This is a genomic window from Klebsiella sp. Sb-30, assembly GCF_057652795.1.
In genome coordinates this window covers 2,230,383-2,246,516 of the sequence record NZ_CM172749.1, presented here as the reverse complement: position 1 = coordinate 2,246,516, position 16,134 = coordinate 2,230,383, and the positions used below count along the sequence as shown (strand labels likewise).

General features: G+C 61.6%; 15 protein-coding genes and 1 pseudogene. 2 read left to right on the top strand and 14 right to left on the bottom strand.

What is annotated here, in order from left to right:
- Positions 1-53: 53 nt before the first annotated feature.
- The 7 genes and pseudogenes from AC236I_RS10515 to AC236I_RS10485 all read right to left on the bottom strand — a co-directional run bounded on the left by AC236I_RS10515 (position 54) and on the right by AC236I_RS10485 (position 7,121).
- Positions 54-842 (bottom strand): ABC transporter ATP-binding protein, encoded by a 789-nt coding sequence (locus tag AC236I_RS10515; protein ID WP_064356970.1) that lies wholly within the window; start codon positions 840-842, stop codon positions 54-56.
- Positions 836-1,831: an ABC transporter permease gene (locus tag AC236I_RS10510; protein WP_004863112.1), complete on the bottom strand. Its 996-nt coding sequence runs from the start codon at positions 1,829-1,831 to the stop codon at positions 836-838. Before AC236I_RS10510 ends, AC236I_RS10515 begins: the two co-directional genes overlap by 7 nt.
- Positions 1,812-2,858 (bottom strand): ABC transporter substrate-binding protein, encoded by a 1,047-nt coding sequence (locus tag AC236I_RS10505; protein WP_004863115.1) that lies wholly within the window; start codon positions 2,856-2,858, stop codon positions 1,812-1,814. Before AC236I_RS10505 ends, AC236I_RS10510 begins: the two co-directional genes overlap by 20 nt.
- The gene (locus AC236I_RS10500; RefSeq protein WP_487608790.1) at positions 2,855-3,829 is read right to left on the bottom strand and encodes an ABC transporter substrate-binding protein; all 975 of its coding nucleotides are present in this window, start codon (positions 3,827-3,829) and stop codon (positions 2,855-2,857) included. The genes AC236I_RS10505 and AC236I_RS10500 overlap by 4 nt, the downstream gene beginning before the upstream one ends.
- An 11-nt stretch (positions 3,830-3,840) precedes the next feature.
- Positions 3,841-4,929, bottom strand: coding sequence for an acyl-CoA dehydrogenase family protein (locus AC236I_RS10495; RefSeq protein WP_044348910.1), 1,089 nt, complete (start codon positions 4,927-4,929; stop codon positions 3,841-3,843).
- Positions 4,930-4,999: 70 nt separating this feature from the next.
- A pseudogene (locus tag AC236I_RS10490) lies at positions 5,000-6,086 on the bottom strand (LLM class flavin-dependent oxidoreductase); the annotation flags it as partial.
- Between the two features lie 141 nt (positions 6,087-6,227).
- Positions 6,228-7,121, bottom strand: a complete 894-nt coding sequence (locus AC236I_RS10485) for a LysR family transcriptional regulator (RefSeq protein ID WP_004863127.1) — start codon at positions 7,119-7,121, stop codon at positions 6,228-6,230.
- A 107-nt stretch (positions 7,122-7,228) separates the two neighbouring features.
- Between AC236I_RS10485 and AC236I_RS10480 the strand changes: the two genes are divergently transcribed.
- Positions 7,229-7,825 (top strand): cysteine dioxygenase family protein, encoded by a 597-nt coding sequence (locus AC236I_RS10480; RefSeq protein WP_201165722.1) that lies wholly within the window; start codon positions 7,229-7,231, stop codon positions 7,823-7,825.
- Between the two features lies 1 nt (position 7,826).
- On the top strand, positions 7,827-9,407 hold the full coding sequence (locus AC236I_RS10475; RefSeq protein WP_032717721.1) for a rhodanese homology domain-containing protein: 1,581 nt from the start codon (positions 7,827-7,829) through the stop codon (positions 9,405-9,407).
- Positions 9,408-9,432: 25 nt separating this feature from the next.
- On the opposite strand, the gene AC236I_RS10470 is transcribed toward AC236I_RS10475, so the two are convergent.
- The 7 genes from AC236I_RS10470 to mhpB all read right to left on the bottom strand — a co-directional run bounded on the left by AC236I_RS10470 (position 9,433) and on the right by mhpB (position 16,133).
- The gene (locus tag AC236I_RS10470; RefSeq protein ID WP_015584128.1) at positions 9,433-10,164 is read right to left on the bottom strand and encodes a purine nucleoside phosphorylase YfiH/LACC1 family protein; all 732 of its coding nucleotides are present in this window, start codon (positions 10,162-10,164) and stop codon (positions 9,433-9,435) included.
- Positions 10,165-10,267: 103 nt separating this feature from the next.
- Positions 10,268-11,464 carry a 3-(3-hydroxy-phenyl)propionate transporter MhpT gene (gene mhpT / locus AC236I_RS10465; RefSeq protein ID WP_004863142.1) on the bottom strand — a complete coding sequence of 399 codons (1,197 nt, stop codon included), beginning with the start codon at positions 11,462-11,464 and terminating at the stop codon, positions 10,268-10,270.
- Positions 11,465-11,532: 68 nt separating this feature from the next.
- Complete coding sequence (mhpE, locus tag AC236I_RS10460) at positions 11,533-12,549, bottom strand: 4-hydroxy-2-oxovalerate aldolase (RefSeq protein ID WP_015584126.1); 1,017 nt, start codon at positions 12,547-12,549, stop codon at positions 11,533-11,535.
- Entirely contained in the window at positions 12,546-13,496 is a 951-nt protein-coding gene (gene mhpF / locus AC236I_RS10455) for an acetaldehyde dehydrogenase (RefSeq protein ID WP_004863147.1), read from the bottom strand. Before mhpF ends, mhpE begins: the two co-directional genes overlap by 4 nt.
- Entirely contained in the window at positions 13,489-14,295 is an 807-nt protein-coding gene (mhpD, locus tag AC236I_RS10450; protein ID WP_487608789.1) for a 2-keto-4-pentenoate hydratase, read from the bottom strand. The genes mhpF and mhpD overlap by 8 nt, the downstream gene beginning before the upstream one ends.
- Before the next feature lie 9 nt (positions 14,296-14,304).
- A complete protein-coding gene (gene mhpC / locus AC236I_RS10445; protein ID WP_004863152.1) occupies positions 14,305-15,171 on the bottom strand; it encodes a 2-hydroxy-6-oxonona-2,4-dienedioate hydrolase in 867 nt (288 codons plus the stop codon).
- A 17-nt stretch (positions 15,172-15,188) separates the two neighbouring features.
- Entirely contained in the window at positions 15,189-16,133 is a 945-nt protein-coding gene (gene mhpB, locus AC236I_RS10440) for a 2,3-dihydroxyphenylpropionate/2,3-dihydroxicinnamic acid 1,2-dioxygenase (protein WP_004863155.1), read from the bottom strand.
- Position 16,134: the final 1 nt, after the last annotated feature.

Below are 16,134 nucleotides of genomic sequence, written 5' to 3'. Positions count from 1 at the left end.
CCGGACAGCGCCATCGCGGCCTGTCCGGGTCCATCCGTTGCTCCTGCGCCAGACTACCAGTCCTCCGCCTGCCCCAACATGCGTAAAATATCCTGTCGGTGCTGCAACAGCTGCGGGTTATCCCGATGCCGGGGAAAGGCCAGCGGTAGCGTAAATTCGCCAATGATACGCCCCGGCCGCGGCGACATCACCAGCACGCGTTCGCATAGCAGCAGCGCCTCTTCAATGTCATGGGTCACCAGCAGGCTGGTGTAGCCCTGCTGCTGCCAGAGCGTAATCAGCTCGCGCTGCATGCCGATGCGGGTCAGCGAGTCCAGTTTGCCGAGGGGCTCATCGAGCAGCAGTAAACGCGGCTCGTTGAGCAGCGCGCGCGCCAGCGCGGCCCGCTGGGCCATCCCGCCGGAAAGCTGCCGGGGCCACGCCTGGCTGAATCCCTGCAGACCGATACGCGTTATCAGCGCATCGGCCTGCGCTTCACGCCCTTTTTTGCCCTGCGCCTGCGGCCCCAACAGCACATTTTGCCGCACCGTCAGCCACGGATAGAGCGTCGGATCCTGAAACACCAGAATGCGGTCGGGCCCCGGACCGCCCATCGGCGCGTCATCTATCCGGATCTGCCCGCCCTGCATGGGTTCCAGTCCCGCCAGCAGCCGCAGCAGCGTCGACTTACCGCAGCCCGAAGGTCCCAGTAGCGCCACGCTCTCTCCCGGACGCAGCCGCAGACTGATATTTTCCAGCACCGGCACCGTTTCCCTGCCGAGGGAAAAGGCATGGTGCAAATGGTGAATCTCGATGCCAGCGCCAACCCGGGCGCTGTTCTGGGATGCCGCTGTCGCTACCATGTCATCCCTCCTCGCTGCCACTTCAGCAGCCGATCGCGCACCATAAACAGCCCGCTTATCAGGCCGGAACAGAGAAAGGCCATGACCAGCAGCGCGGCATACATATTGGGGTAAGCCGCCCAGCCCTGCGCCCACTGCAAATAAAAACCGATGCCCGATTTCACGCCAACCATTTCAGCGACGATCAGCACTGAGAACGATGCGCCCAGCCCCATGAACAAGCCGACAAACACATTCGGCAGCGAGGCGGGAATCGCCACCCGTAAAATCAGAAAACGCTGGCTGGCCCCCAGCGTGCGGGCGACATCATACCAGGCTTTATCGATACTCATGACCCCGGACCAGGTCAGCACGGTGACCGGAAACCAGGTACTCAGCGCAATCAGAAACACGCTTGCCCCAAAGCTGGAGGGAAAAATAAACAGGCATAGCGGCAAGAGCGCCGTTGAGGGCACCGGGCCAAGCAGGCGCAGGACCGGATGCAGCCAGTAGCCGATACGCTGCGACCAGCCAATCGCCAGCCCGCTGATAAAACCGCAGGAGGTGCCGAGCAGCACCCCAAGCCCGAGCAGCCCCAGAGAGTGCAGCAGACTATCCAGCAGCCGCGGCCAGTCGTCGACCAGGACTTCGATCAGCGCCTGCGGCGGCGCAAAAAACGGCACCGGCAGGATCGCCGTTTTTGCCGTCAGCCACTGCCATAACGTAAACAGCAGCGGCAGCAGCGCCAGCCACTTTCCGGCCGCGAGCAGACGACCGCCCCGCTGATGCCAGTAGCGGCAACTTAGCGCCAGCGCCAGCAGTCCACCGGCGATGGCGAGCTGACTCATCGCCCACCCCGCGCTGTAGGGCCAGCGTCGCCCGACATCCGGCCACGCCAAAGTAAACATCCCGCCCGCCAGCCACAGCGCGGCGGCCAGCAGCCCTTCAGACCACAACGGATAGCGCCCCCCGGCGCGCGACAGCGCCCGATCAGGCGAATACGTTGGCATAAATACTCTCCGCAAACTGGTGAGGATTGGTCCCCGGTTTGATCACCTGTACCCGCTGCAGATCGCTCACGTACTGGGTCAATTCATTCACAAAGGCTTCTCCTACGGCGTGGTGTCCATGCCCCTGGCCATGAAGGATCCCCGAGACTTCGGCCTCATCGGTGTTTAATGCATGGGCCATGAACGATTGCGCCACGCTTTCGGGGTGAGCCGATGCATAGCTGTGCGCCTCGAGAATCGCCTGGGTCAGCGCGGCGGCAACCGGTTTGTGATCCCGGGCCAGCGCCCCGCTTACCCCCAGCACGCAGCAGCTCAGGTTGGCGTAATCGCCGCTCATATTGCTGGCGATCAGCTGATATTTCCCGCTTTGCAGCAGGCGGAAGCTGAAGGGCTCGCTGCCGCTGATGGCGGCAATCTCCTGCTTATCCAGCGCGATACTGAGCAGATCCGCCGGGTAAACTTTCCACTGCACGTCGCTTATCGGATCGATGCCATGGCGTTTGAGCAAAATAGCGAAGAAGTTTTTGTCCGGTCCGGCCATATCGGTGACGCCAATCGTCTGCCCTTTCAGACTCTCCAGACCGCCAAACGGCGAATTTTTTGCCGTCAGCAGATTCAGACAGCCGCCGTGCGTTCCGGCCGTCAACTTGACGTCAAAACCCTGCTCCAGCGCCTTCAACCAGCGCAGCGCCATCCCGACGCCGGCATCGGCCTTGCCGGTCGCGATGGCCTCCAACAGCACATCGGTCGAGTTGCCGAAGTTAACGAACTCAACCTCAAGGTTGTATTTGCTGAAAAACTTCTGCTGCTCAGCGACCGCCACCGGCGCGAGGCAAACCGCGCTCTTGTTGATGGCCAGCTTCAGCTTGTAGGGTTCCGCCAGCCGCAGCGCCAGGTTTTCACCGTTTCCGCCCTCCGCCGGCATCGTGGTCATCGTATGCGCCCACAGCGGCCAGGCGGCCGCTGCCAGCATGGTTCCACCGCTGAGCTGTAAAAAGCGGCGGCGTGAGAAAGCGGACTGATTCATGGTCTGTTCTCCTGAGCGGCCGGGACATCAGGCAGCGTAAATCGGGTATCAAAGGTCGGCGTGACATCCAGCTTCGCGCGAATCAGACCATTGGCCTGATAAAAGTCGGCGGTCGCCTGCTGCTGTTCAATGGTGCGCGAGTCCAGACGCTGCCACTGCGACTGGCGGTTAGCAAACTGCGCCCGGGCAATGTCCGGCGGGAAACGGATGATGTCACCAAGGGTTTTGCCATAGCTCTCGAGATTGGCGTAAGCCCAGCGCTCCGCCCCAGCCAGGCGGGTGAAATAATCCTGTAGCGCCGCGCGCTTAGCCGGATCCTTTAAGCTTTCATCCGTTGCCGCCAGAAACGTATTCCCCGGCAGCAGCCCTTTACCGCTCACCAGAATCTGACCTTCGGCGGTTTTCACCAGCTGAGTGGTATAGGGTTCCCAGGTCGCCCAGGCATCGACCGAGCCGTTGAGTAAAGCCACTTTGGCATCGACCGGGCCGAGAAATACCCACTGCACCTCTGTCGGTGAGATCCCCGCCTGCTGCAGGGCTTTCAGCGCCACGTAATGACCGATCGAACCTTTCCCGGTGGCGATCCGCTTACCTTTTAAATCCGCGGCGCGCTTTAGCGAACTTCCCGGCGGAACCAGCACGGCCGTGCCCGCCGGGTTGCTTTTATCGACGGCAATGGCCTTTACCGGCGCGCCGTTGGCGAGGGCAAATAACAGCGGCGCATCGCCAATAATCCCGGCGTCTACCGCGCCGGCGTTCAGCGCTTCCGCCAGCGGTGCGGCGGCCGGAAACTCAGCCCACTTGATCTCATAGCCAAGGTTTTGCAGCGCGTTGGCCGCTTCGAGCTGCGAGCGCATGCCCCCTTTCTGATCGGCAATTCGCAGGGTGATGCGCTCCTGCGCCGACGCCAAAGCGCTCAGCGCCAGCAGCGAGAGCCCCGCGGCCAATCTTGTTATTGTTCGTTCGTGCATAAACATTATCCTTATGATTGAAAAGCGTGTTGACCCGCCGCCTGCCACGCGCTGTCGCTCTGCGGCGTATGCACGCGCCCGCACAGCACGTTGCGATAGTGGCGTTCAAGAGGATGTTGTCGGCTAAGGCCATGATTGCCGGTAAGCTCCAGCGCCAGAGTCACGACCTGCACCGCGTTGTCGGTAATGGTGACCTTGGCCAGATTGGCCTCGGTGGCGGTCAATTCCAGTCCGGCGGCCTGTTGCAGCAGACAGCGGTTCGTCAGCAGCCAGCCTTCTATCTGACCTGTTTTTTCCTGCACACGCGGTAGACGGGAGAGCGGGTGCCCGAGGTTAGCCGGCGCCCGCGTACTTAGCCAGCCCAGCAACCAGTCCCGCGCCGCGCGGGCCACGCCGTCATAGATCGCGGCTAACAGCGCGGTCTGTCGATTGGCGAAGAGACGGAAACGTTCGGCATCCGCGGCGGGAGGCGCAGATGCCGGCCAGATATCCACCGCATTTTGCCGGGGGATCGGTACATTTTTCAGTATCACTTCATGGCTGCCGGTCGCGCGCATTCCGGCATGGTCCCAGCTTTTAATAATGGTGACACCGTCACTTTCTCGCGGTACCAGCCAGGTGCCGACCTGCGGATCGAGATCGTCGCTTCGTGCCCAGATAGCCAGCCAGCTTAGCCCTTCAACGCCGGTGGTATAGAGTTTGTGCCCGTTAAGACGCCAGCCGTCGGCGGTACGTGTTGCAACCGTCTGCGGCAGCCCCCCGCGCGCCGGCGAGCCGAGTTCAGGTTCAACTCTCAGGCTGTTGATCAATCCCCCTCGCTCGACGGCATCGCGATAGACCTGCCGACGCAGCGGTTCCGCCCAGCCGTCGCTCTCCGCCAGACGCAGATGATGCAGATACTGCATACAGACGATCAGCGCCGTCGCCGGTTCCCCCCACGCAATGGCGGTAATCGCCTGCTGCAGCCGGGCCAAATCCGCCCCCGCCCCACCATACTGCGCCGGCGTGGCAAGGCTCAGAAAACCGCTCTGATGCAGGAGCGCGAGATTGTGGTGGGGAAAATCGCCGCTGCGGTCAAGCTCTGCCGCCTGTTCGGCCATCTGCTGACGAATGTGGGTTAGCTGCCGCAACCAGTCGGCCTGCGGCCGCAGGGGCTGTTGAACGGAATGCGTCACGATGCGCGCTCCTGAATCGCACGCTGAGCCGCTTTTTCGCGAGCAATCGGCAGCAGAGCCTTCCCGTATTCCCGCGCATCGTTTAATGGATCGAAGCCGCGAATCAGGAAGTTGCGCACCCCGAGGTCGTAATAATCCAGCAGCGCATCGGCAACCTGTTCCGCCGTTCCGACCAGCGCGGTGGAGTTATGGCCGCCGCCAACCAGTTTCGCAATACCGGTCCACAGACGTTTATCCACCACATTTCCCTGTTCTGCCGTGGCCCGCAGGCGCCGTGCCCCTTCGCTGTCTGGCTTCGCTTTGAAACCCTGGCCCGCCTGCGCCGCCCGTTCGGAAGCGACATGTAAAATATGCTCGGCCTTCTCCCAGGCCTGCGCTTCGCTGTCGGCAATAATCGGCCGGAATGAGACGCTAAAATCAATGTGGCGCTGATGCTTCGCGGCTTCGGCCCGCACCCGACGGATGGTCTCCGCCGTTTGCCCTAACGATTCGCCCCACAGGGCAAAAACATCAGCATGTTTACCGGCTACCGCAATGGCGGCCTCGGACGAGCCGCCGAAGTAGATCGGAATGTGCGGTTGTTGCAGCGGGCGGATTGCCGACCACGCCTGCTCGGCCTGATAAAAGTCATTGTCGATATCAACGGGCTGTTCCGCAGTCCAGACTTTTCGCACCGTATCCAGGAAAGCATCGGTACGCGCGTAGCGCTCGTCATGGTTGAGGTAGTCACCATCCCGACGCTGTTCGGCATCGTTGCCGCCGCTGATGATATGCACCGCCAGACGCCCGCCGAGCAGATGCTCCAGGGTAGCAAACTTACGTGCCGCCAGCGTCGGCGAGACGAATCCCGGGCGATGGGCCAGCAGAAAATTGATTTTCTCCGTCGATAACCCGGCCAGCGCGGTAACCAGAAAGCCATCCGGCTGATCGGACCAATGCCCCACCAGCAGGCGATCGAAGCCGGCCGCTTCGTGAGTTTGCGCAAAGCGCACGATATAGTCGCGGTCAAAAACCGGTCCTGCCGGGGCGATGGTTTCGGATGAGAGGCGATGGCCGATCATCCCGAGAAACTGAATGCTCATAACATAACTCCTTGCGTCGGGTAACGGTGGCCGCAGCGGCGGCGCCTGTCGTTACCCTATACATCGGCAGTTAATGAGCAAAATGCATTTTTATCATATCTTAATATGCAAAATTAGCATTTTGGTAATTTAATATACTATTCAGTCAGATAGAGTTAACTGCTGGACGATTTTCCCGGCAAAAAAAGTGAACGGCTGCTGTAGATTCGCCAGATTCTGTGCGCTCACCTGCCACAAGCAGACCGCCGGCTGGAAATCGGCTAACGTCAGGGCTGTCACCTCATCGCGCCACGGGCTGGCGGCCAGCGCCGCACGCGGCACCAGACCCAACCCTTGACCCTGAGCGACGAGGCCAATTTGCAGGTGAGCGCCCGCTGTTTCGACGTTCAGCTGAAGCCGCAGCCCCTGAGCCTGTAGTTCACGAATTAACCCTGCCCGCAGTCCGCAGCCGTCAGGGTTAAGCACCCAGCCCTGAGACGCGCAGTCCCGCAGTTCAGCGGCCTGCAGGCGCAGGCTTTTCGCCGCAATCACCACAATATCCAGCGAACACAGCAACCGGCCGACATAGCCGTCGGCAAAGACCTGCTGTGCCGGCCCCATCGCCAGCATGCCATCCAGCTCGACGCTCTCGAGCCGCTTTTGCAGCAACCCGCTCCAGCCGCAGGTGACCTGCGGCTGGAGCTGCGGAAACTGCTGGCGTAGCGCCAGCAGCGCCGGCTGAAGCGCAATTTCCGCCACGCTCTGCGGTACGCCGAGGCGCAAAATACCGTGCGGTTCGGCCTGCGGATCCAGCAGCCCGTACAGCTTTTTTGTCTCCCGCTTGATGCTCAGGCATTGCTCATAAACCCGGTGCCCGGCAGCAGTTAGCGTCAACGGCCGGGTCTGGCGCTCCAACAGAGTCACCCCGAGAGTTTGCTCCAGACGCTGCAGCCGTCGGGTAATGGCCGACTGGGTAATTCCCAGATATTCCGCCGCCTGATTGAGGGAAGAAAACTGTACCGTCGCCAGCAGGGCGTCAATGTCGTCGATGCGCATAGAATCCTTAATGTTAATTTTGCATATTAATATATGCGTAAATTGCATTTAAATAATATTAACGCCTTTGTTAGCGTAATGACCAGTCCCTCTGACAGGAACCGTACATGACCGCACCACGACTGGAAAAACTACGCCATTTTATTCAAGAAGTTGATGCCCTTCATCGGCAGTTCACTGACGAATCGCCTCTGCTGGAGGCGGTGGCGCAGCGCCTGGCGCGGCTGGTCCGGCAGGATGACTGGCTGCCGGACGAGTACGCGTTGCCGCATCCCCACCACTATCAGCAATACCTGCTGCACGCCGATTCCGGACAACGCTTTTCGATCGTCAGCTTTGTCTGGGGGCCCGGGCAGGCCACGCCGATTCACGATCACCGCGTGTGGGGCGTCATCGGCATGCTACGCGGCGCGGAAGAGAATCAGCGCTATCGCCTCGATACGACAGGCCTTCCGGTGGCCGACGGTATTGCCGGACGACTCTCCCCGGGCGAGGTCGAAAAAGTCTCCTCCCGCGATGGTGATATTCACCGCGTCAGTAACGCGTTGGCGGAGAGCGTGTCGATCAGTATCCATGTCTACGGCGGCAATATTGGCGCCGTTAAACGTGCCGTCTATACGCCGGAAGGTCTCATCAAACCCTTTATTTCCGGCTACTCCAATCGCCACTTACCCAATATCTGGGATTTCCCGAAGGATAATTAATATGCCCATCCACACTTATCGCCAGCCGGCACAAGTGCGCCAGTCGCTGCTCGACCACGCCGAACTGGCGCTGATTGACGTGCGTGAAGAAGCGGATTTTGCCACCGCTCACCCGCTGTTTGCGGCCAATCTTCCGCTGAGCAAGCTCGAGCTGGAGATCCACCGTCGGGTGCCGCGGCTGACGACGCCGCTCACCGTTTACGATAACGGCGAGGGGCTGGCCGCCCAGGCCGTCGATCGCCTGCGCGGCTGGGGATATCAAGATGTCGCGCTGCTGGAAGGCGGCCTGAAGGGTTGGCAGCGCAGCGGCGGCGCGCTCTTCCAGGACGTTAACTCCCCCAGCAAAGCGTTCGGCGAGCTGGTGGAGAGCCAACGGCAGACCCCCTCTCTGGACGCGGGAGAGCTGAAGGCGCTGATTGACAGCCGTCAGCCGGTGCTGATTGTCGACGCCCGACGGTTCGATGAGTATCAGACCATGAGTATTCCGGGCGGTATCAGCGTTCCCGGCGGTGAGCTGGCGCTGCGTATTGACGGACTGGTCGATTCGCCGCAGACGCCAATCGTCGTCAACTGTGCGGGACGCACCCGCAGCATTATCGGCGCCCAGTCGTTGATCAATGCCGGCGTGAGCAACCCGGTCTATGCCTTACGTAACGGCACCATCGGTTGGACGCTGGCCGGACTGGCCCTCGATCGCGACCAGCAGCGCCGCTATGCCGAGGAATCGCGGGCTTCGACGGCGCGTCTTCAGCAGGTCAGCCAGCTGGCGGAAAAAGCCGGAGTGGCGGTTATCGACCAGGCCACGCTCCGGCGCTGGCAGCAGCAGACCGACCGCACCACCTATCTTTTTGACGTCCGCAGTCCGGAGGAGTACGCCGCAGGTCACCTGCCGGGAAGCCTCAGCGCACCGGGCGGCCAGCTGGTCCAGGAGACCGATCACCACGCCAGCGTTCGCGGCGCACGTCTGGTCTTAGTGGATGATGATGGTATTCGCGCGGCGATAACCGCCTCGTGGCTGGCGCAAATGGGCTGGGAAACGGCAATCCTGCGCGGTCTGAGCGCGGCGAACTTTAGCGAACGCGGCGTACCGGCCGCCAGCCTGCCCGCGGCGCCTGCGGCAGAGGAGATCGACGCATCCCGGCTGGCGGCGCTGTTGCGCGAACCGGGAACGGTGGTTCTGGATTTCACCACCAGCGCCAACTATGTGGCGCGGCATATTCCCGGGGCATACTGGCTGATACGCTCGCGGCTGAAACAGGCGCTGGCGCTGATTCCCTCTGCCAGCCGTTACGTACTGACCTGTGGCAGCAGCCTGCTGGCACGCTACGCCGTCGACGAAGTGGCGGCGCTGACCGGCAAACCGGTGCAGGTATTAAGCGGAGGCACCGCCGGGTGGATCGCTTCAGGTCTGCCGCTGGAGCATGGCGCAACCCGTCTGATCAGCGCGCGTAGCGATCGCTATCGTCGCCCCTATGAAGGAACCGATAATTCCCGCGAAGCGATGCAGGCCTATCTGGAGTGGGAGTATGGCCTCGTGGCCCAGCTGGCAAACGACGGGACGCACGGGTTTACGGTACTGTAGCGCGGCAGCGCGATGCCGGGTGATATCAGGCCTCGCGCATAATCCACGAGTACTGGAACGTTTTCTCTGCCGGGAAGTGCGTACGCCGCCGGAACGACCCCAGCGACTGCGGCGTACAGTAGGTACAGCTGCCCAGCCATTCAATATGACTTTCCGGCACCCCGGCGCGGCGTAACAGCAGCTGGCCAAAAGCCCGCAGATCGAACCACATTGTGTCGTCGCCCGTCGCCCGCGCTTTTTCCGCCGCAGGCTCAGGGCCACGGCGGTGCAGAAACAGCCGATCGCGGTGCTGTTTGACCAGCCCGACCACCGGCGTCGCCAGCAGCGCCTGATAAAATGCCGCCGACACTTCATAGCAGCAGACCTGAATATGCGGCCCGATCGCTACCACGACCTCGTCCGGCGGTATGCCATGTCGGGCAAAGAGATCGAGGCTATTAGCAATAATGCCGGTCGCCGCACCGCGCCAGCCCGCATGTACGCTGCAGACAAAGCGCCCGTCGCGGGAAGCCATCAACATCGGCAGACAATCGGCAGTCACCACTCCCACCTTTTGCCCACTTGATGCGGTAAAAACCGCGTCGGCATGCGGGCGGTCGGTAAGCGGCGCCGGCTGCTGAAAATGATGAACCACATTGCCGTGCACCAGCTTCACCGGGGCCATTTCGCTGTAAGGAAAGGCGGCCGTTTCGTGGACATCGAGAAAGGCGTAGCGAATGCCGGGAATATCGCTAAGTAACCGGGATTGAAAAGACATGGCGGCAGAGATGATCAATGGGTGATGATTTACCGTATGCCAAAGTCTGCCGTTGTGCAAGGTGGCGCGGTGCCGGGTCCTGAAACATAACCCGGCACCGTCGTCAGGCTATTGATTGCCGTCTCTGACGATTCATCAGCCAGAATACCGCCACGCCGGCCAGCAGAATCCCCGGCGCGGCGGCGGCCATTACCCCAACGGTACCGGCGCCCAGCGCCAGCATTTTTCCCGCCAGCAGCGGACCGCTCATCGCCCCCAGCCGCCCGACGGCCACCGCCGTCCCCACCCCGGTGGCGCGAATTTCCGTGCGGTAGAACAGCGGCGCCAGCGCGTACAGTACGCTTTGCCCGCCGGTGGCAAACAGCCCGGCCACAAAACCCGAGAGCAGCATCGCCGGAAAGGAGGAGGCGCAGCCCAGCGCCAGCAGCGACGCCAGCATACCGCAATAGATCAGCAGCGACATCAGCAGCGGACTCAGTTTATCCAGCAATGCCCCCAGCAGCAGCGTGCCGCAGGCGGCTCCCAGCTGCAAAACAAACATGACGCCAGCCGCCTGACCGGCGCGAAATCCCTGACCTATCAGCAGCATGGGCAGCCAGTTGATCAGCATGTAGACCACCAGCAGCGTAAAGAAATAGCACAGCCACAGCAGCAGCGTGGCGCTGGCGTTTTCCGGCGCCAGCAGCGTCCGTAGCGGCGCACTCTGCATACCGGCGCGAAAGACGGCGGACTCAGGCAGCCAGCGCAGCAGCATCGGCACCAGCAGCAGCGGCACAACGCCGCCGACCCAAAACACCGTCTGCCAGGCGGAGGTTTCCCCCCAGAATCCCAGCACCGCTGCCAGCGCGGCGCCCACCGGCACCCCGCAGTACATCAGGCTGACGGCGGTACCGCGAAATCGCGGACCGGCCGCTTCGGAGGTCAATGCAATAAGATTCGGCAGCGCCGCCCCCAGCCCCACACCGGTCATCAGGCGTGCCAACAGCAGCATCGGAAAGCTCCCTGCCAGCGCGGTAGCGATGGAAAACAGGCCGAACAGCGTGACCGCAGCGATCAGCAGCCGTTTGCGGCCGTGACGGTCAGCCAGGATTCCCCCCACCAGCGCGCCGGGAAGTAACCCGAGAATACCGGCGCTGAAGATCCAGCCCATTTGCATATTATCGAGCGCGAAGGCGTGAGCCATCCCGGCGGCGGCGATCCCGGCCGCCTGAAGATCCAGCCCTTCCATCAGGGCAACCATAAAACAGAGCCCGATGGTTAACATCAGGCGTGAAGCCGATCCAGAGGTTGTCGTGGTCATAGGGTACCTGTGCGATAGCGAAAACGGTGCAGGTGAAGGACGGCTGATTCGTTGCCAGCCGCCGGTTTTTATTTCGCGCGGTTGAGCAGGTCCAGCGCCACATCGACGATCATATCTTCCTGGCCGCCCACCATCCGTCGCTTGCCCAGCTCGACGAGAATATCGACCGCGCTCAGACCGTAGCGCGCGGCCGCCACTTCGCTGTGGCGCAGAAAGCTGGAGTAAACCCCGGCATAGCCCAGCGCCAGGGTTTCGCGATCGACGCGTACCGGACGATCCTGTAGCGGCCGCACCCGTTCATCGGCCGCGTTCATCAGCGCATACAGATCGGTGCCGTGGTTCCAGCCAAGTTTGTCCGCCGCAGCAATAAAGACCTCCAGCGGCGCATTCCCCGCCCCGGCCCCCATGCCGGCAAGGCTGGCATCGATGCGGTCGCAGCCCTCTTCCACCGCGGCGATGGAGTTGGCGACGCCGAGGCTCAGGTTATGGTGCGCATGCATCCCGGTGGCGGTTTCCGGCTTGAGCACCGCCCTAAGGGCGCGGAAACGATCGCGAATATCGTGCATATTCATCGCCCCGCCGGAATCGACCACGTAAATGCAGGTCGCGCCGTAGGATTCCATCTTAAGCGCCTGCTGGGCCAGCTGTTCCGGGCTGATCATATGGCTCATCATCAGGAAGCCAACGGTGTCCATCCCCAGCTCGCGGGCAAAGGCGATATGCTGGGCGGAAACATCCGCTTCCGTGCAATGGGTTGCCACACGCACCACCCGCGCCCCGGCCTGATAGGCATTTTTCAGGTCGTGCAGAGTTCCGATACCAGGGAGCAGTAAAGTGGCGATTTTCGCCCGGCTGACCGACTCCGCCGCCGCTTCAATCCACTGCAGATCGCTGTAGGCGCCGAAGCCGTAATTGAAGCTCGAACCTTGCAGGCCGTCGCCGTGGGCCACCTCAATAGAATCCACTCCTGCGCTATCCAGCGCCTGGGCAATCTGGCGCACATTGTCGAGCGAGTATTGATGGCGAATCGCGTGCATCCCGTCGCGCAGGGTCACGTCTGAGATATAGATTTTTTTGCCGTTCATGCTGCTTCTCCCGCCGCGTCATTCATTGACTGGGCCATTTTTTCCGCCGTCGCCAGCGCAGCCGAGGTCATAATATCGAGGTTACCCGCGTAGGCAGGCAGATAGTGCGCCGCCCCTTCAACCTCGAGGTAAACCGCCGTTTTCAGACCGGAGAAGCGGCCAATGCCCGGCAGGTTGACCGGCTTATCTTCGGGAATCACCTCAAACTGCACCTGCTGTTTCAGGCGATATCCCGGGACATAGGCCTGCACCGCGGCCGCCATCTCCGCAATCGACGCGGCAATTTCCTGCTGCGACGCCGCTTCGCTCAGGAGATATACAGTATCGCGCATCATCAGCGGCGGCTCCGCCGGGTTCAGTACGATAATCGCTTTACCTTTTGCCGCGCCGCCGACTTTCTCTATAGCCTGCGAGGTGGTTTCAGTGAATTCGTCGATGTTAGCGCGTGTTCCCGGACCGGCAGATTTACTGGCAATCGAGGCGACGATTTCCGCATAGTGCACTTTGGCCACCCGCGATACCGCCGCCACCATCGGGATGGTCGCCTGGCCGCCGCAGGTCACCATATTGACATTACCCTCGGCAAGATTGGCCTCAAGATTGACCACCGGCACGCAGTACGGGCCGATGGCCGCCGGCGTCAGGTCGATCATGCGGATCTCCGGTTTGGCTTCCCGCAACGCGGCGTCGTTTTTCACGTGCGCCCCGGCGCTGGTGGCGTCAAATACAATATCGATATCGGCAAACTCCGCCATCTGCATCAGGCCGCCGACGCCCTCATGAGTGGTGGCGACGCCCATGCGCCGGGCGCGGGCCAGACCGTCGGATTCAGGGTCGATACCGACCATCACCGCCATCTCCAGGTGTTGGCCATGGCGCAGAATTTTGATCATTAAATCGGTGCCGATATTACCGGAGCCGATAATGGCGACTTTGCGTTTACTCATCACTGCTTCCCTCTTCGGCGGCAAACGTTGCCGCTACTGAACCTAAACCATCAATGTGGGCGGCAAAGCGATCGCCGGCGTTAATCGCCACCATCGGGCCTAACGCCCCGGTCAGCACAATATCGCCCGCCCGCAGCGGCTCGCCGAGGCTGGCCATTTTGCGCGCCAGCCACACCGCCGCATTGAGCGGATGGCCAAGACATTCGCTGCCGTGCCCGCTGGACACCTCTTCCTCGTTACGGGTCATACGCATAGCGCAATTTTTCAGATCCAGTCCGGCCGGACGCCGCGCCGGACTGCCCAGGACATAAACGCCGCAGGAGGCGTTATCGGCGACCGTATCGACAAAAGCAATCGACCAGTCGCGGATACGGCTGCCGACCACTTCCAGCGCGGGCAACACCCAGTCGATAGCGGTGTACAGCTCATCAAAGGTGGTATCGGCATGCGGCAGGTCGTGTTTAAGCACCAGGGCGATTTCGGCTTCCACTTTCGGCTGCTGCACCCGGGAGAACGGCACAGCGGCGTTATCGCCGTAGCACATGTCGGCAAACAGGGTGCCGAAGTCCGGCTGGTCAACGCCCAGCTGCTGCTGCACTTTAGGATGGGTCAGCCCCACCTTGCGCCCCACCACCCGCCGTCCGTTCGCCACGTGGTGCTGGACGTTAATCCGCTGGATGGCGTAGGCTGCCTCCGCATTATCGGTGCCGAGGAGATCGCGCAGCGGTTCAATGGCCCACCCCTGGACTTCGGCATCGCGCAGTCGTTGCGCCAGCTGTTCGAGAGATAGCGTTGTCATCACGGCTCCTTATTTGCGCGCCAGAAAATCCAGCACCAGCTGGTTGAAATTGTCGGCATGTTCCCACTGCGCCCAATGGCCGCAGTCACGATAGATATGCAGTTCAGAACCGTTAATTCCGGCCAGCAGGCGCAGGCCGGCGTCCATCGGGACAAAGCGGTCGTTGCGCCCCCAGACGATCAGGGTTTGGGCGCGGATTTCGCCGAGACGCGGGCTAAAATCCGGGAACTGCTTCGGGTTGGCTTCCAGACTTTTGACGAAATTATCCAGATGTTCCCGGCGCGACAGCATATTGTTGAGACGCGCGTCGAACAGGGCGTCGGTCAGATCGCGAGTATCGAAAACAAAGATGTTCATCATCTTTTTCAGGTTTTCGATGGTCGGTTCGCGATACAGGCCGTTCAGTAGCTTGATGCCTTCCGTCGGCATTGGCGTAAACAGACTCATGCCGCCGGTTCCGCCGCCCATCAGCACCAGCTTGCCCACCCGTTCCGGCCAGCTCAGGGTGAAGGCCACCGCACTGTGACCGCCCATGGAGTTGCCCAGCAGATGCACCTGGCTGATATCCAGCCGATCAATGACGCTTTTCAATACTCGGGCGTTCAGGTCGGAACGCGAGCCGCGATTGACAATCGAGTCGCTCTTCCCCCAGCCGGGGCAGTCCAGCAGAATCACCCGATAGCCCGCCTCAACCAGCGGATCGATATTGCGGCTAAAGTTGGCCCAGCCGGTGGCGCCGGGGCCGGAGCCGTGCAACAGGACCACGGTTTCATCTCCCTGGCCGCAGTCGTTAAAATGAATGCGTAGTGTTTCTCCGCCTTCTTCCACGTTGAGGAAACGGCTGGTGGCGGCTTCGGTTTGCGGTTGGTAGCTCATCATATTCTCCCGTTAATTCAGTTCTGCGCGGTGGCGCTCAGCGAGCCAAATCCGGCTATCCACTCGGGGATGGGTCGGTAATAGCGGCCTTCGCAGCGCCAGCTGCCAAATGCGGATAGCGCGGCAAAGGCGGCCACCCAGGTTTTAATTTCGTGCGTCGATTTGCCGGCCATTGCCGACAGCTCTTCGTTACTGACGGCATCCAGCTCCATCAGCCGTCCCTGCTCCAGCAGGCTCATAAAACGGTTGTCCCAGACGGGGTTGAGCGGATAGAGCGAGTTCTGGTCTTCGATAAACTGTTTCGCCGCGCTGATGACCCGCTGCTGGCGCAGTTCCCGCTCGACCGGCGGCAACTGTTTGCCGCTGCCCAGCAGCCGATCGCGCATATGGGCATCGGCCTTCGCCAGCTCCGGCACCGGAGGCTGATGCGACAGCCCGCCGGAGCCGAGGATTAATACTCGTTTGTTGAGGGTGGTCAGGAAGCGGCCGACGGCTTCGCCCAGCATGCGGGTGCGCTGAAAGCCCGGCAGCGGCGATGCGACACCGTTGATAAACACCGGCAGAACCGGCAGCGTATCCAGCCCGCCGAGCAGGAACTCCAGCGGTTGCGCAAAGCCGTGATCCACCTGCATGCAGTAAGAGACCGCCAGATCGATCCCCTCCTTCATCACCGCGTGGGCGCAGGCTTCCGCCAACGCCGTCGGCACCGGCAGGACGCCGCTGGCGCTGCTGAAATCACCGATAGAAGTCGCGCCGATGCCTAAACAGAACGGCGGCATCACATCGTAGAAAAAACCGTTGTAATGATCGGGGGCAAACAGCACCACCAGCTCCGGGGCGAAGGCGGCAATCCGCGCCCGGGCGTCGGCAATGGTGCCGTTAACCTCGTCCAGCACCGCCTGTGCCGGGTCAACATAGCCCACCAGCGGCGTATGCGAGAGACAATGAAGATACGCGTTCATA

Bases quoted from the DNA above. Each gene is read 5' to 3' on its own strand.
- AC236I_RS10515 (WP_064356970.1), bottom strand. From the start codon at position 842: ATGGTAGCGACAGCGGCATCCCAGAACAGCGCCCGGGTTGGCGCTGGC.
- AC236I_RS10510 (WP_004863112.1), bottom strand. From the start codon at position 1,831: ATGCCAACGTATTCGCCTGATCGGGCGCTGTCGCGCGCCGGGGGGCGC.
- AC236I_RS10505 (WP_004863115.1), bottom strand. From the start codon at position 2,858: ATGAATCAGTCCGCTTTCTCACGCCGCCGCTTTTTACAGCTCAGCGGT.
- AC236I_RS10500 (WP_487608790.1), bottom strand. From the start codon at position 3,829: ATGCACGAACGAACAATAACAAGATTGGCCGCGGGGCTCTCGCTGCTG.
- AC236I_RS10495 (WP_044348910.1), bottom strand. From the start codon at position 4,929: ATGGCCGAACAGGCGGCAGAGCTTGACCGCAGCGGCGATTTTCCCCAC.
- AC236I_RS10485 (WP_004863127.1), bottom strand. From the start codon at position 7,121: ATGCGCATCGACGACATTGACGCCCTGCTGGCGACGGTACAGTTTTCT.
- AC236I_RS10480 (WP_201165722.1), top strand. From the start codon at position 7,229: ATGACCGCACCACGACTGGAAAAACTACGCCATTTTATTCAAGAAGTT.
- AC236I_RS10475 (WP_032717721.1), top strand. From the start codon at position 7,827: ATGCCCATCCACACTTATCGCCAGCCGGCACAAGTGCGCCAGTCGCTG.
- AC236I_RS10470 (WP_015584128.1), bottom strand. From the start codon at position 10,164: ATGTCTTTTCAATCCCGGTTACTTAGCGATATTCCCGGCATTCGCTAC.
- mhpT (WP_004863142.1), bottom strand. From the start codon at position 11,464: ATGACCACGACAACCTCTGGATCGGCTTCACGCCTGATGTTAACCATC.
- mhpE (WP_015584126.1), bottom strand. From the start codon at position 12,549: ATGAACGGCAAAAAAATCTATATCTCAGACGTGACCCTGCGCGACGGG.
- mhpF (WP_004863147.1), bottom strand. From the start codon at position 13,496: ATGAGTAAACGCAAAGTCGCCATTATCGGCTCCGGTAATATCGGCACC.
- mhpD (WP_487608789.1), bottom strand. From the start codon at position 14,295: ATGACAACGCTATCTCTCGAACAGCTGGCGCAACGACTGCGCGATGCC.
- mhpC (WP_004863152.1), bottom strand. From the start codon at position 15,171: ATGAGCTACCAACCGCAAACCGAAGCCGCCACCAGCCGTTTCCTCAAC.
- mhpB (WP_004863155.1), bottom strand. From the start codon at position 16,133: ATGAACGCGTATCTTCATTGTCTCTCGCATACGCCGCTGGTGGGCTAT.